This is a genomic window from uncultured Ruegeria sp., assembly GCF_947504215.1.
GTDB lineage: Bacteria > Pseudomonadota > Alphaproteobacteria > Rhodobacterales > Rhodobacteraceae > Ruegeria.
On record NZ_CANNGO010000006.1, the window covers coordinates 22,302 to 37,672 of the forward strand.

The following is a 15,371-nucleotide window of genomic DNA, read 5'->3' on the forward strand; positions in this document are numbered from 1 at the left end:
AATGAAGGGGCGGTGATCTGAGGATCTACCGCCCTTTGTTAGCTGTTTCCTGACCCAGTAAACCGTGCCGCATCCGCTGCTGCGCGGCGGATGGCGTTGGATTTATGCACGGTCTCCATATACTCTGCCTCGGGGTCACTGTCATAGACGACACCGCCACCAGCTTGAATGTAAAGCTTGTGATCCTTCACAATGGCCGTCCGCAGGGCGATACACATGTCCATGTCACCACCGGCACTGAAATAGCCAACCCCGCCGCCATAGACGCCGCGTTTTTCGGGTTCAAGTTCGTCGATGATCTCCATCGCCCGCACCTTAGGCGCACCTGAAACAGTGCCGGCAGGCATCCCGGCAAAGAAAGCGTCCAGCGCGTCTTTGTCTTCGGCCAGTTCGCCGACGACGTTCGAAACGATATGCATGACGTGGCTGTAGCGCTCGATGATAAATTCTTCAGTCGGGCGCACTGTACCGATCTTGGCGACGCGACCGGTGTCGTTGCGGCCCAGATCCAGCAACATCAGATGCTCTGCCAGCTCCTTTTTGTCGGCCAGCAGATCAAGCTCGTTCGCCTTGTCTTCTTCGGGCGTTGCACCGCGTGGGCGCGTTCCTGCGATCGGGCGGATCGTGACTTCGTCGCCAAAGACGCGCACCAGAATTTCTGGGCTTGCACCCACGACTTGAAAGCCGCCGAAGTTGAAATAGAACATGAACGGCGACGGGTTGGTGCGTCGCAATGATCGATAAAGCGCAAAAGGCGGTTGTGGAAAATCCTGGGTCCAGCGTTGCGCCGGGACAACTTGAAAGATGTCGCCCGCGCGGATGTATTCCTTGGCCTTCTCGACCGCATCCATATAGCCGGACTTGGTGAAGTTCGACACCGGAGGCGCCACCTCGGACGCGTCGCCCAGATCACGGGTTTCGGCGGGCATTGCGCGTTCCAGGTCACGTACCGCATCCATCACGCGTTCAGCAGCCTGGGCGTAGGCGGCCTTGGCCGATTGCCCGTCACTGGCCCACGCCGGAGAGACAACAGTCACTTCGCCTTTCACGCCATCCAGAACTGCAATGACCGACGGGCGCATCATGATCGCATCGGGCAAGCCCAGCGGGTCCGGGTTCACATCCGGCAGATATTCCACCAACCGCACCATGTCATAGCCCAGATAGCCAAACAGGCCTGCCGCTGCCTGAGGCAGATCATCGGGCAGGGCAATGCGGCTTTCGGCCAACAATGCCCGCAAATTGTCCATTGGGTTGCCGTCTTGCGGCGAAAACGCCTCGGCATCGAAGCGGGCCGAGCGGTTCAGTGACGAAGTCTCTCCATCGCATCTCCAGATCAGGTCGGGCTTCATGCCGATAATCGAATAGCGCCCGCGCACCTCTCCTCCGGTGACGGATTCCAGCATGAAGGCGTCTTTCTGCGCGCCCGTCAGCTTGAGCATCAGCGAAACCGGTGTATCAAGATCCGCCGCAAGGCGCGTGTAAACGACCTGGTTTTCGCCCGCTTCATAGGCGCGCGCGAACGTGTCGAAATCGGGTGTCAGGGCCATCTCGGTCTCGTTTAATAGCTCGACTGCACAGCGTTCAGCGCCTGCTGGTCGATAACCGGGCGGGCCCGGGTCTGCGCGTCGCGCACATAGGCATCAAAAATGTTCTGGGCCAGCGCCTGATCCATTTGAGCAGCCAAAGCCTGTTGCACCTGGCGCAATTCATCTGTTTCCGCTGGCGGCAGAACTTCGTCCAAACGCACGATCAATGCAGTGCCGCTGCCGCCAATGACGCGCAGTTCACCGGGATCCATGGCAAAGACGTCAGCCATGAAACTGGCCGGAACATCTTCCAGAAACGCGGTACGGGTCAGGCCGTTTTCAACACGGAAAGGCAGCCCAGTCGCGGCAAAATCCCCATCTGTGGCCAGTTGTGTCACAGCGGTGTTGGCCAGCGCTTGCAGTGCTTTGTTCGTCTCGGCCTGACGCCAGGCTTCGGCAACGCGGTCGCGGGCGCTTTCAAACGGTTCGGGGCGCTGCGGCAATTCTTCGTTCAGGCGCAGGGCAAAAATCGATCCGTCTTCTAAAAAAGCAACCTCAGGGAAGTCACCCTCGCGGACGGCTTCGGCTGCGGTTCTGAAACCATCATAGGCTGCGACACGCTCGGCGCTGTCGCGGGTCCAGTCGATTTGGCCCAACTCCATTTCGGTCTCGCCAGCCAGTTCTTCAAGCGTCGCACCCCCAGCCAACATGTCGTTGATGTCTTCGGACTGCGCCTCGATCAGACGACGGGCCCGATCCGAGGCCAATTCCTCGCGCAGGGCGGGTTCGGCTTCGTCAAAGGGTACGTTGTTTGCTGCCAGAGTTCCGTTGATCCGGAACAGGGCAGGGCCAAATACGGATGGCAGCGGGCCCACAACCGCATCAACTTCGGCAGCAAACACAGCGTCGGCGGCGTCGCCCAGATCGTCACGGGTGACGTCGCCAAGGTCGATATCGCTCAGCTCAAGCTCACGATCCTGAACAAGTCTTTCGAACGTGGTTCCGCCCACCTCCAATTGCGCTTTGGCATCATTTGCGGCGTCTTCGTTTGGAAAGTTCAGACGCTCGACCAGACGACGCTCGGGCTGCTGGAATTCTGCGGATCTCTGGTCATACAAACGACGCAGGGAGTCGTCGTCGACCTCAACCGTGTCCAACAGCATTTCTGGTGACAGAATCGCATAAGTCAGGCGCTTGGTACGGGGTAGGGTGAACTGATCGGTGTTCTCGTCGTAAAAGGTTTGGACCTGAGCATCCGTTGGTTCCGCAATAGGCTCTGACAGCGCATCACCCCCGACAGTTGCGACAGTGAAGCTGCGCCGCGCGCCAATGTAGTCGGTCAGTATGGAAGTCATCGTTTCCGGCATCCTTACGCCGCTGATCACCGCGCCTTGCACAAGCGTTCTGGACGATTCCTTGCGCAGATCGGATTCGAATTCAGAGTCGGTCATGCCGACTTGTTCCAGTTGGAAACGGTAAGCTTCGCGATCAAAGGAACCGTTCACGCCCTGAAAGGCCGGAATCGAAACAATGTCTTCCTGCAGGTTCTCATCACCGATCGAGATTCCAAGCAGGGCAACTTCGTTGTCCAATGCAGCCAGCGCCGTCAACCGCGAAAGTGCGAGCTGTTCCAGCCCAAGCTCGCGGGCCTGCGACATCTGTAGTGGCTGACCTGTCTGCGCTTCGATTGCGCGAATTTCACGCTGCAGCTCCCGCACATAGGTGTCGACCGAGACGCTTTCATTGCCAACCTGCGCCACAGTGCGGACCGTACCGCTGAGGTTCACGGCACCGAAACCGGCGAGACCCAGCATCAAAAGGCCCATCAGAATCCAGACAAAGGTTTTCGAAAGACTTTTTGTGCCTGCGGCCATAGCGCCCTCTTCTTACTTACATCGGCAGGTATCTGCCCCGTTGGTTGCGGCCCTGAATACGATGCGTGTGGCCGGGGGGCAAGCTTAGAAGGACAGTCGCTGCAAACGGTCGAACAACAGGCCAATTCCCTCCCGGTCGAGATTGGCAAATGCGATGCGCACCTGACGTTTTCCAGCTGGATCGTGATCAGGCATGAACATGGTGCCGGGCAACAGTAGAATCCCTGCATCTGATACCAATCGGCGGGCCAATACGTCTGATGGCATGTCAAACGGATGTTCTAGGTAAGCGAAATAGGCCCCAAGCCCCAGCAATCGCCACCCTTGGGCGGTCAGTTTTGGCATGCCGTCCGAGATTGCTGCACGGCGGTCGAGAATTTCATCCCGCTCACCCGCCAGCCACTGGGACAGGTTTTGCATTCCCCAAAGGGCAGCGAACTGGCCGATCTGACCGGGGCAGATGGCCACCGTATCCAGGAACTTCTCGACTTCGGACAACAATTCCGTGCTGGTGGCGATGGCCCCAACACGGTGCCCCGTCAATCGGTAGGCTTTTGAGAAAGAGTAGAGATGAACAAGTGTTTCGTCCCAATCAGGGTTATGGAACAGGCCATGAGGCGGACCATTCCGGCTGTCGAAATCACGGTAGGTCTCGTCCACTAAAAGCCGAATCCCAGCCTCGCGCGCCAGGTCGAAAAAAGCACGGACCAGATCGCTTGGATACTCAACACCACCTGGATTGTTGGGGGTCACCAACGCAATAGCCCGTGTTCTGTCTGTGATCAGGGCACGTGCCTTGTCCGGGTCTGGTAGCAAATCATCGCCAGTTGGTAGGTCGGCGGCTGTGACACCGGTCATGTCCAGCCACATTTTATGATTGAAATACCAGGGGGTTGGCAGGATAACCTCATCCCCTTGAGCCGTGATTGCAGAAATCACAGCCGAGAAAGCCTGATTGCATCCTGATGTTATTGCAACCCGTTCCGGTGCGATTTTTGCGTCATAGTGCGCGCCAATCTGCGCTGACAGCTCTGCCCGCAGCGCGTCATTCCCCAACACCGGACCATAGAGATGCGCGCTGTCTTCATTGACGGTAAACTCAGCGATAGCCTGACGCATTGCCAAAGGTGGAGGATCAACAGGTGCGGCCTGACTCACGTTGATCAAGGGGCGGTCAGCAGTGAAGGTAACCCCGTCCAACCAACGCCGCGCCTCCATAACCGGGGGGGCAAAAGTGGCGGCTGTGCGGGTTTGTGTCATGCGGCATCCCTGAGCATTTCAGCGCGGGCCTGCCGCACGCTTTTTTCTTGTTGGAAACGGTCAGTCCGTTCCGCGATACGGCTGAACATACTGAAGGGCCATATCCCACGGGAAAAATATCCATGTATCCTGGCTGACCTCGGTGATGAACGAGTCGACCATCGGGCGGCCTTTGGGTTTGGCATAAACCGTGGCGAAGTGGGCTTTGGGGTACATGTCCCGCACCAGTTCCAGTGTTTTGCCGCTGTCGACAAGATCGTCAATGATCAGGATGCCTTCGCCATCGCCCATCAGATCCGCATCGGGCGCCTTGAGAACTTCGGCCTTACCTTGATCCTGATGGTGATAAGACCGAACGCTGATCGTATCGACGGTACGAATGTCCAGCTCGCGACTGACGATCATGGCCGGGGCCATGCCACCACGAGTGATCGCAACTACGGCGCGCCAGGCACCACTATTGGGGCCTTGCCCGTCAAGGCGCCAGGCCAAAGCTCGAGAATCGCGGTGAATTTGATCCCAACTTATATGAAAGCCTTTTTCATGGGGCAGGCGGTCCTTGGCGCTCATGGTCTTAACCCTTTTCAACGTCCGGCGCGTCGACAGCTTTCATGCCGACGATGTGATAACCCGAATCCACGTGCAGGTTCTCACCGGTCACGCCGCTGCTGAGGTCAGACAGCAGGTAGAGCGCAGACTTGCCCACATCATCTATGGTCACGTTGCGGCGCAGGGGCGAGTTGTATTCGTTCCACTTCATAATATACCGAAAATCGCCGATGCCGCTGGCGGCCAGAGTTTTGATCGGACCGGCAGAAATCGAGTTCACGCGGATACCATCTTTGCCCAGATCTTCGGCCAGGTATTTCACCGACGCCTCGAGCGCCGCCTTGGCAACCCCCATTACATTATAATGTGGCATGACTTGTTCTGCGCCATAATAGGTCAGGGTAATTGCGCTGCCGCCTTCGGACATCATCTTTTCCGCCCGCTGCATCACCGCAGTGAAGGAATAGACCGACACATCCATAGTCAGATTAAAGTTGGCGCGGCTGGTGTCGACATAGCGACCGCGAAGTTCGTTCTTGTCGGAAAACCCGATCGCATGAACAACGAAATCCAGCTTGCCCCACTTTTCCTCAAGAGAGGTAAACAGCGCATTTACAGACTCTTCGTCGCTGACATCGCAGGGCAGGACGATTTCGCTGCCCAATTGCGCTGCTAGTGGGTCGACTCGTTTCTTGAGTGCGTCGCCTTGGTAAGAAAAGGCCATTTCAGCCCCAGCATCGGACAAGGCGCGGGCAATACCCCATGCGATTGATTTATCATTGGCCAGTCCCATGATGAGGCCGCGCTTGCCGGCCATCAACTGATTTGCCATGTTCGGTTCTCCGCCTGTCTTCGCGTTATGTTGAGTTGGTTTATGCCATTGGTAGCGCTGCATCAAGGCCGCGTGCTCTTGCCCGTAGCGAGTTCTCGCCTTAGGGTCCTTAGCAATACGTTCCAGGGGATGGAAATGAGCGAGCGCGATGGCATTTTTGCCGGCACCGATCCGTTTGAAATAGCGGCCCGATGGTTGGCCGAGGCCGAAGAGACTGAATCGAACGATCCCAACGCAATCGCGTTGGCGACCGTAGATTCTGAAGGCATGCCCAATTCCCGCATGGTTTTGCTGAAAGAAATCGAACCGGAAGCGTTCGTTTTTTACACCAACTACGAAAGCACCAAGGCAACCGAACTAGATTCTGCCGGGAAGGCTGCATTTGTCATGCATTGGAAATCTTTGCGGCGCCAGCTTCGTGTTCGTGGTATAGTAGAGCGTGAAAGCGGGCCTCAAGCCGACGAGTATTATGCGTCACGATCGCTAAAAAGCCGATTAGGGGCTTGGGCGTCTCGTCAGTCGCAGCCCCTGAGCAGCCGCGCCGCTTTGATGGCAGAGGTTGCAAAAGTGACGGCAAAACTTGGACCGAATCCGCCCCGTCCTCCATTTTGGGGGGGGTACCGATTGGTCCCAACGGAAATCGAATTCTGGGCCGATGGAGCGTTCCGTCTTCATGATCGGTTCAGATGGGAAAGAAAGGAGCCGGGTTCGGCATGGCAGGTGCAGAGGTTAAATCCATGACTTTCACGTGTCGCGAAATGCAACAGACAGAAATCAAACGGTTTTTTCAGCTTGAATTTGCCTGCCATTCCCATAAACAACAAACCCTTAACGAAGTGCAAAAATTCGCGATGGGAAAACCGTGCCAGAAGATCTGAACAACATGTATCGCGTCCATGGACACGTTAAATGGTTCGATCCCGCAAAGGGGTACGGATTTGTTGTATCTGACGATGGCGGTCCGGATATTTTGTTGCACGTGAACGTGCTGCGAAACTTCGGCCAAAGCTCGGTTGCCGACGGTGCCGGCATTGACATCATGACTCACCGCACGGATCGCGGTGTTCAGGCCGTCGAAGTAATTGCGGTTGATCCTCCGGCACAGGCCGACACCATGATGTTGGCCGATTTTGCCGAGCTTGACCCAGACGCTATTTCGGATGCGCCGCTTGAGGCTGCGCGGGTCAAATGGTTCGACAAGGGCAAGGGGTTTGGGTTCGCCAATGTCTTTGGTCGCGGCGAAGATGTGTTCCTGCATATCGAAGTTTTGCGTCGCTCTGGTCTGGCGGATCTGCAGCCTGGCGAAGCACTTGCGATGCGTGTGATCAACGGCAAGCGGGGGCGTATGGCGGCCCAAGTGCTGGCCTGGGAATCTGCGCTGGACGACTGATTCTCGATGGCGCGACATCTGACACTTCTGGCTCTGCTTTCAATTCTGTGGGCCGGGGATGTCTTGGCCGAATGTCGGGCAGATCGCGTCGAACTTCGAAATGAAGCAACCCTTGTGCGCTTTGACGTAGAAATTGCGGTAACGCCGCAAGAACGCTCCCGTGGTTTGATGTTTCGGGAATCCCTGCCAAACCGCTCTGGTATGTTGTTTGTGTTCAGCCCGCCGCAGCGGGTGGTGTTCTGGATGAAAAATACACTGATTCCTCTGGATATAATTTTCCTGGATCAGACTGGTGCCGTGACTCACGTGCACGAAGGTGCAATTCCCGGAGATTTAACGCCAATTGACGGCGGTGATTCCGTTTTTGCAGTCTTGGAAATCAACGCCGGATTGGCTGCGCGCTATTCAATTGAGCCGGGAACGCAGATGCGACATGAAGTTTTTTCGCAAGGCCCCGCAATTTGGCCCTGTTAGGGCTTTTCAAATCAGATCGGCCTCGTTAGGAAGGCGCACGGTCCGGGGCGTGGCGCAGTCTGGTAGCGCACCTGTTTTGGGTACAGGGGGTCGTAGGTTCGAATCCTGCCGCCCCGACCACTTTCTCAAAGTTATTTGGGTGAACCGCCAGCAGCCTGATACAGGTTGCTGATGGCTTCATCCAATGTCTTGCTTTCTATTGGGATGTTGATGGTTTGGCCGGTTTTCTGAGGCACCTCAAAAAACAGGTTAGCATCTACAAGGTAGCCTGCGTCGTTTCTCGTCGACGTCAATCGCATCACGCTTTGCGGTAGTTCCTTGGGATAGCCGTCATATGTCAGAATCAGATAAGCTGTGGCGTCCGGCGGCAGCGACTCTCTGCATTCAAAAGCGCGGCTTCCGATCTTTTTAAAGGTTTCGCCGGGTCCCGAGCAGCTGATCTCGAACGTGTCGAACAGCCTTTGGGGGTAGCTTTCAAACTGTGCGCTGCGTGACGCGATGGGCACATCTTGTGGTGTACAAGCCACGATCATGGCCATAGCGGGTAAAATGCGAAACAACTGCATCCTTTTGTAAGCCCTCAATCATTTGCGCATCTTCGGACCCGGTTTAGGTGTCGCAGCATCCATTCCAGGATGATTCTTGCCCAGCCTAGCCAGTCAGGCACCGGTTGATCAAATGCTGATAACTATGCTGGTAAAAACGGCAATTCCCGTTGCAGCTTTGGGTCAGTGGCGAAAAATCGCCATGCGCGACCCTGTGGAGGAATCGGGTTCCAAAAACTGGCATCTCACTCAGACAATTTGGTCAACAAAAAAGATTTCAAAATGACTGAAAAATGACGTTGACCTTATATGGGTATTTACGCCAGATTGTATGAGCCGAAGAAAGCGCCACTACATCTGGTATCGAAAGCCAGAGAAGGCGCCGGGCGAGGGTCGGAAAGCACATCAAAGTATCGTGCAACCGTAGGGTCGGTTTCGCGCTGTTCGCAGCAGCGGTCGGACTTTTGCGCCTTTATCTTCGGTTTGGTGGGCGGCTTGCAATTTCAAAGCCCCAAGTAGCGTGACGATGCAATTGACAGAACCAGGGCGGCGGACATGAAGATTGAAAGAAAATTCACAACAGCGGGGCAGGACGCATATGAGGATCTGGACTTTGTTTCAGCAACGTCTGAAATCCGAAACCCCGATGGCACGATCGTCTTCCGCCTAGATGACATCGAAGTCCCGTCCAGCTGGAGCCAGGTTGCCAGCGACGTCATCGCACAGAAATATTTCCGCAAGGCTGGTGTTCCGACCAACCTGAAGAAGGTCAAAGAGAAAGACGTTCCAGAATTCCTATGGCGCTCGGTTCCCGTTGATGGTGCGGACTTTGAAGGAGAAACCTCTTCCAAGCAGGTGTTCGACCGTCTGGCCGGCGCCTGGGCCTATTGGGGCTGGAAAGGCGGCTATTTCTCGACCGAGGAAGACGCGCACGCCTATTTTGATGAGATGCGCTATATGTTAGCGACGCAACGCGCAGCGCCGAACAGCCCGCAGTGGTTCAATACAGGCTTGCATTGGGCATATGGCATCGACGGCCCGGCGCAGGGGCACCACTATGTCGATTATAAGACTGGCAAGCTGACCAAGTCGAAATCCGCATACGAACATCCACAACCGCACGCGTGCTTCATCCAATCCGTGAACGACGATCTCGTGAACGAGGGTGGCATCATGGACCTGTGGGTGCGCGAGGCGCGTCTGTTCAAGTATGGCTCGGGTACCGGGACCAACTTCAGCCATTTGCGTGCCGACGGTGAGGCGCTGTCGGGTGGTGGCAAGTCTTCGGGTCTGATGGGCTTTCTCAAAATTGGTGACCGTGCAGCAGGTGCGATCAAATCCGGTGGGACAACCCGTCGGGCCGCAAAGATGGTGATCGTCGACGCGGATCACCCTGACATCGAGCAGTTCATCGAATGGAAGGTACTTGAAGAGCAGAAAGTAGCTTCGATCGTTGCCGGATCGAAGATGCACGAAAAGATGCTGAACGGCATTTTCGAGGCCATTCGCACATGGGACGGTGTTCAGGACGATGCATATGATCCCAACAAGAACGACGCGCTGAAGACTGCCATTCGCGAGGCAAAAAAAGTCGCAATCCCAGAGACTTACATCAAGCGCGTGCTGGACTATGCCAAGCAGGGACACGACAGCATCGAGTTCCCGACCTATGATACGGATTGGGATTCAGAGGCTTACAACTCGGTTTCGGGGCAGAACTCGAACAACTCGATCCGCGTAACCAACGCCTTCCTGACGGCCGTCAAAAAAGACGCCGATTGGGAATTGATCAACCGCACCAACGGCAAGGTCGCTAAGACCGTCAAGGCGCGTGACTTGTGGGAAAAGGTTGGCCACGCAGCCTGGGCCTGCGCTGACCCTGGCATCCAGTTCCACGACACGGTTAATGAGTGGCACACTTGCCCCGAAGACGGCGCGATCCGCGGCTCGAACCCATGCTCGGAATACATGTTCCTGGATGACACGGCCTGTAACCTCGCGTCGATGAACCTGCTGACCTTCCTTAAGGATGATGAATTCCAGGCGGCGGACTACATGCACGCCTCGCGTCTTTGGACCCTGACACTGGAAATCTCGGTGACGATGGCCCAGTTTCCGTCCAAGGAAATCGCGCAACTGTCCTATGATTTCCGCACCTTGGGTTTGGGGTATGCAAATATCGGCGGGTTGCTGATGAACATGGGGCACAGCTACGACTCGGACGAGGGCCGGGCGATCTGTGGCGCGTTGACTGCGATCATGACCGGTGTGGCTTATGCGACCTCAGCTGAGATTGCCGGTGAATTGGGCGCTTTCAAAGGATATGAGCGCAACGCCGACCATATGCTGCGCGTGATGCGCAATCATCGCCGGGCATCCCAAGGTGTGACTGAGGGATACGAAAAGCTGGCGGTGAAGCCAGTTCCTCTGGATCACGGCAACTGCCCCGACAAGCGCCTGGTCGATCTGGCTATGTCAGCCTGGGATGAGGCGCTGACGCTTGGCGAAAAGAATGGGTATCGCAACGCCCAGGCAACAGTGATTGCACCAACTGGCACCATCGGTCTGGTAATGGACTGTGACACAACCGGGATCGAGCCTGATTTTGCGCTAGTAAAGTTCAAGAAGCTGGCCGGTGGCGGGTACTTTAAGATTATCAACCGCTCGGTGCCTGCAGCGCTGGAAAAGCAGGGATATTCTTCGTCACAGATTGAAGAGATCGTGTCCTACGCGGTTGGGCATGGCACTATCGGCAACGCGCCTGGCATCAACCACACCTCACTGACCGGTCACGGTTTTGGACCGAATGAGCTGGCCAAGGTGGACGCCGCATTGGCAAGCGCGTTCGATATTCGGTTCGTCTTCAACCAGTGGACATTGGGCGAAGATTTCTGCACCGGTGTTCTGGGCATCCCGGCGACCAAGCTAAACGACCCAACGTTCGATCTGCTACGCCATCTGGGCTTTACCAAGGCGGATATCGACGCGGCCAACGACCATGTCTGCGGAACCATGACGCTGGAAGGCGCGCCGCACTTGAAGGAAGAGCATTATTCGATCTTCGACTGCGCCAACCCGTGCGGCAAGAAAGGTAAGCGTTTCCTTGGGGTTGATAGCCACATCACCATGATGGCCGCGGCCCAAAGCTTCATCTCGGGTGCGATCAGCAAAACGATCAACATGCCGAATGACGCGACCATCGAGGATTGCCAGAAGGCTTATGAGCTCAGCTGGTCGCTCGGTGTGAAGGCCAATGCGCTATACCGTGACGGCTCGAAACTGTCGCAGCCTCTGGCGGCAGCGCTGGTCGAGGATGACGACGAGGCGGCAGAGGTGCTGGAGAGCGGCACGGCCCATGAAAAAGCCGTCGTTCTCGCCGAAAAGGTTATTGAGAAGGTCGTCGTCAAGGAAATCATCCGCAGCCATCGTGAGAAACTGCCGCATCGCCGCAAGGGTTACACCCAGAAAGCAATCGTCGGTGGCCACAAGGTCTATCTGCGGACAGGTGAGTTCGAAGACGGCAAGCTGGGCGAAATCTTCATCGACATGCACAAGGAAGGCGCTGGCTTCCGGGCGATGATGAACAACTTTGCCATCGCAGTGTCGGTTGGCCTGCAATATGGCGTGCCACTGGAGGAATTCGTGGACGCCTTTACCTTCACCAAGTTCGAACCGGCTGGGATGGTACAAGGCAACGACTCGATCAAGAATGCGACGTCGATCCTGGACTACATCTTCCGCGAACTGGCCGTGTCTTATCTGGACCGCACCGATCTGGCCCATGTGAAACCCGAAGGGGCATCTTTCGACGACCTTGGCCGGGGTGAGGAAGAGGGCGTATCAAACGTATCCGAGATAAGCGAAAGCGCGGCGACCAAATCCTTGGAAGTGCTGAAACAAATCAGTTCGACCGGCTATTTGCGTAAACGCCTGCCGCAAGATCTGGTGGTGTTCAACGGTGGCCAAGCCGAAGTGAACGGAATGGCAGAATCAGCAAGCCAGTTCGAAGTGCAAAGCGAAACAACTGTCGTGGCCGAGGTTGCAACCGGAATGGATGCGCGCACCAAAGCCAAAATGCAGGGGTACGAGGGCGACCCGTGCGGAGAATGTGGAAACTACACGCTGGTGCGCAACGGCACCTGCATGAAATGCAACACCTGCGGGTCTACCAGCGGGTGTAGCTAAAGAAAACACCCTGCCACGCGGGGTGTAGGGGCCGGATTATCCCTCGGTAAACCGGTCCTGACGAACTCGGAGCAAGGCAAAGCCTAAGGCTTACCTAATTGCCTTGCTCCACTCGACCGGCATGCCCGTGTTGGTCGGGAACAGGGTGGGGCGGAATATTTGCTCTTTCCCACTCTCTCACGGAACGGGTGCGCTCGTTCCATGCGCAGTCCAGGCCGCAGGCAAAAAAATACCGGGCGGTCAACGAAATGAGCCTGGAAGGCGAAACTAACAGGGGGCTTCGGCCCCCTTTCTTTTTTGTCCGGCCCGAGTCGCCGTTTTGAGCAGAGCCTTGCCGGATTGTCGCAAACATGTCGGGCAAGAACCGCCGAACCGTCGTGTCGGCGTTTCGCCCAGCGGGGGATTGCAGACCCGACTCGGCCAAACACGCGGAGTTTGGCGCGAAACCATCGCATTTAGCCGAGGCGGGTGGTCTGGCGTCACGCAAAGGTGTCTTTGGTGCCTGTCCGGACACAAACACGTAAAAAGCCACTCAGGAGGCAACGTAATGAAACCGCAAAATCTAGCTGTTATCTCGGCAATCGCACTTGGACTGCCGGCAATGGCACTGGCGCAATCCAGCGCTGACACCAATGGCGACGGCGTTCTGACGATCGACGAAGTCCAAGCTGTAATGCCCGAAGTCGACACTGATGGCTTCTCGGCAATGGATGCAAATGGCGATGGCGCATTGGATGCCGATGAGATCGCAGTTGCACAAGAGGCGGGCTTACTGCCGCCCAGCAACGGTTAATTGATAGACAACAGAGGCGGCCCGAATTCGTTCGGGCCGCCGTTTTTCAATAGCTTATGCAGGTAAGTGAATGTTGAATTTGCGGCGTAACTCGTCATCCAGCAGTGCGTCGAATTTCGCCGGTGAAGGTGCCGAAAGGATTTCTTCCTTACGCGCAGTTGCCTTGTCCAGCAAATCAGGTTTGCCCAATTCAACCCATTCTTTCGGCGACGTACGATCGCCAAAAGTGGGATAGACATAGTCGGCCTGCATCCGGCTTAGGGTCGCATCGGTGCCCAGATAGTGGCCAGGACCGCCGATACAAACTTCGGCGATCTGATCCAGGGCCAAAGTCTCATCCGACACTTCAATTCCACGCACACACCGCAGGGCTTGTCCGATCAGGTCATCGCCAAGGATCAGACTTTCGAAGCAGAATCCCAACAGTGACGCATGCATGCCCGCTGCTTCGTAAACCATGTTCAAACCCGCCAAACCCGCCATGACATTTGAGCACATTTGTTCCCAACCAGCCTGCATGTCGGGTAGTTTGGAATCGGAGGCGCCGGCCGCGGCACCGCCCGGAAGGTTATAGAACTTATGCATCTGAGCGCACCCAGCACTGAGAAGCGCCTGTTCACCTGATCCGATGGACATTGCGCCCGTGCGCAGATCCAGACCGAAGGGCCAAGTGCCAAAAACCGCCGGAGCACCGGGGCTTACGGCATTTACATAAACCAGACCGGCAAGGCATTCTGCAGTGGCTTGCGTGATCGCGCCGGCGATGGTTGAAGGGGCGGTAGCACCGGCCATCCCCGCGGACAGCAGCAGTACCGGCATTCCGGCTTTGATGCATTCCTCCATCACCTGACAGCTTTCGGTCGCGAACTTCATCGGCGGAACCACGAAGCAGTTGGAGTTCGACATAAACGGCCGCTCGCGCCATTTGTCTTCTCCGCCAGCGATCATGTGCAGCATTTCTATTGCCGGTGCGACGTGATGAGGCTCGGTGAACGAGGTGCCGATATGCTTATAAGTACCTGATGTACATGCATAAACAGTGTTCAGATCCATTTCGAGATTGTCGGCGATATCGCGACAGACCATGGGTCGCTGAACAAAATGGATGTTGTCCAATTGCTGGCAAATCCGCGAGGCGTCGTGCAAGTCCTGCACCGTCGAATGGCGGTATTCGCGGCCGTGGACATCGACCATGCTGACGGCGGCACCGGCGGTGCCGTAATGCACTTTTGATCCCGACAGCTCTAGGTCTGTTTTGCCGTCCCGGCTGTGGAGAGTAACTGATCGATTGGCCTTGGCAATCGTGTCTTCGACCAGGGCGCGGGGGAACCGAATGCGACCGTCGTCCCCCAGAATGCATCCGGCACCGACCAGATAGTCAATTCCGCTTGGCGGGGCATCGGCAAGGCCAATCGTTTCCAACGCTTGTAGGGCAGCTTCGTGGATGCGTTCCACCTGTGCCTGGGTCAGCGGTTTGTATGTCCCGCCTTCCATTCCAGGGCGCACAGGACGCAGATGTTCGGGCAGAGCGGAGGCGCGGGCTGCACGGCGCGCAGAGCGTCCGCCACTGCGCGAGGTATTTCGGGTTTGGTTGTTCATGTATAAAGTCCGGTCGCTAATCTGTGTCGTGAGAAGATGGTTTCACGACACGTGCGGACGACCCCGTGCTGCACGCCCACGATCCGCACCAATGGTGCGGCTGATCAGGCGGATTTTCCAGACTTCATTATGCATGCGACCTCGCAAATAATGGTTCAGACTTTTCCAGTCGGGGACGGGAAAATCTGTCCTGTTTGCGACCAGTGCCCAAAAAACCTGTGATGTGAGGCAGAACGTATAGCTTAGGAGAATACATGACTCAGATTTTCTCCCGCTATAGGAGAAATCTGTTATACTTCGATCACTTAATGAGGAGTGGCGCGCGATCTGAATTGAAATCT

Annotated in this window: 12 protein-coding genes and 1 tRNA gene; 6 read left to right on the forward strand and 7 right to left on the reverse strand. The window is 56.3% G+C overall.

All coding sequences use genetic code 11. The features are described from left to right. Positions 1-38: 38 nt before the first annotated feature. The 5 genes from trpE to fabI form a co-directional block, all read right to left on the reverse strand. Positions 39-1,550 carry an anthranilate synthase component I gene (gene trpE / locus Q1B21_RS12415; RefSeq protein ID WP_299889763.1) on the reverse strand — a complete coding sequence of 504 codons (1,512 nt, stop codon included), beginning with the start codon at positions 1,548-1,550 and terminating at the stop codon, positions 39-41. 11 nt (positions 1,551-1,561) lie between these two features. Continuing rightward, positions 1,562-3,403 (reverse strand): peptidyl-prolyl cis-trans isomerase, encoded by a 1,842-nt coding sequence (locus Q1B21_RS12420; protein WP_299889765.1) that lies wholly within the window; start codon positions 3,401-3,403, stop codon positions 1,562-1,564. Positions 3,404-3,487: 84 nt separating this feature from the next. Continuing rightward, positions 3,488-4,663, reverse strand: coding sequence for an aminotransferase (locus Q1B21_RS12425; protein ID WP_299889767.1), 1,176 nt, complete (start codon positions 4,661-4,663; stop codon positions 3,488-3,490). 60 nt (positions 4,664-4,723) lie between these two features. Then, positions 4,724-5,233, reverse strand: coding sequence for a xanthine phosphoribosyltransferase (gene gpt / locus Q1B21_RS12430; RefSeq protein ID WP_299889769.1), 510 nt, complete (start codon positions 5,231-5,233; stop codon positions 4,724-4,726). Between the two features lie 4 nt (positions 5,234-5,237). Then, positions 5,238-6,044: an enoyl-ACP reductase FabI gene (gene fabI / locus Q1B21_RS12435; protein WP_298934930.1), complete on the reverse strand. Its 807-nt coding sequence runs from the start codon at positions 6,042-6,044 to the stop codon at positions 5,238-5,240. Between the two features lie 135 nt (positions 6,045-6,179). Here fabI and pdxH point away from each other — a divergent pair, with 135 nt between their 5' ends. The 4 genes from pdxH (at position 6,180) to Q1B21_RS12455 (ending at position 8,028) form a co-directional block, all read left to right on the forward strand. Continuing rightward, positions 6,180-6,785, forward strand: a complete 606-nt coding sequence (gene pdxH, locus Q1B21_RS12440; protein WP_299075564.1) for a pyridoxamine 5'-phosphate oxidase — start codon at positions 6,180-6,182, stop codon at positions 6,783-6,785. Between the two features lie 121 nt (positions 6,786-6,906). Beyond that, the gene (locus tag Q1B21_RS12445; RefSeq protein WP_298934932.1) at positions 6,907-7,434 is read left to right on the forward strand and encodes a cold-shock protein; all 528 of its coding nucleotides are present in this window, start codon (positions 6,907-6,909) and stop codon (positions 7,432-7,434) included. 6 nt (positions 7,435-7,440) lie between these two features. Continuing rightward, a complete protein-coding gene (locus Q1B21_RS12450) occupies positions 7,441-7,908 on the forward strand; it encodes a DUF192 domain-containing protein (RefSeq protein WP_299889772.1) in 468 nt (155 codons plus the stop codon). A gap of 43 nt (positions 7,909-7,951) precedes the next feature. Then, a tRNA-Pro gene (locus tag Q1B21_RS12455) sits at positions 7,952-8,028 on the forward strand. Between the two features lie 11 nt (positions 8,029-8,039). Here Q1B21_RS12455 and Q1B21_RS12460 read toward each other — a convergent pair. Then, on the reverse strand, positions 8,040-8,474 hold the full coding sequence (locus Q1B21_RS12460; protein ID WP_299889774.1) for a hypothetical protein: 435 nt from the start codon (positions 8,472-8,474) through the stop codon (positions 8,040-8,042). A gap of 534 nt (positions 8,475-9,008) precedes the next feature. Here Q1B21_RS12460 and Q1B21_RS12465 point away from each other — a divergent pair. Together Q1B21_RS12465 and Q1B21_RS12470 are read left to right on the forward strand one after the other, a co-directional pair. Further along, the gene (locus Q1B21_RS12465; RefSeq protein ID WP_299889776.1) at positions 9,009-12,638 is read left to right on the forward strand and encodes a vitamin B12-dependent ribonucleotide reductase; all 3,630 of its coding nucleotides are present in this window, start codon (positions 9,009-9,011) and stop codon (positions 12,636-12,638) included. Positions 12,639-13,185: 547 nt separating this feature from the next. After that, on the forward strand, positions 13,186-13,431 hold the full coding sequence (locus tag Q1B21_RS12470) for a hypothetical protein (RefSeq protein ID WP_299889778.1): 246 nt from the start codon (positions 13,186-13,188) through the stop codon (positions 13,429-13,431). Between the two features lie 54 nt (positions 13,432-13,485). On the opposite strand, the gene Q1B21_RS12475 is transcribed toward Q1B21_RS12470, so the two are convergent. After that, positions 13,486-15,030, reverse strand: coding sequence for a trimethylamine methyltransferase family protein (locus tag Q1B21_RS12475; RefSeq protein WP_299889780.1), 1,545 nt, complete (start codon positions 15,028-15,030; stop codon positions 13,486-13,488). Between the last annotated feature and the right edge of the window lie 341 nt (positions 15,031-15,371).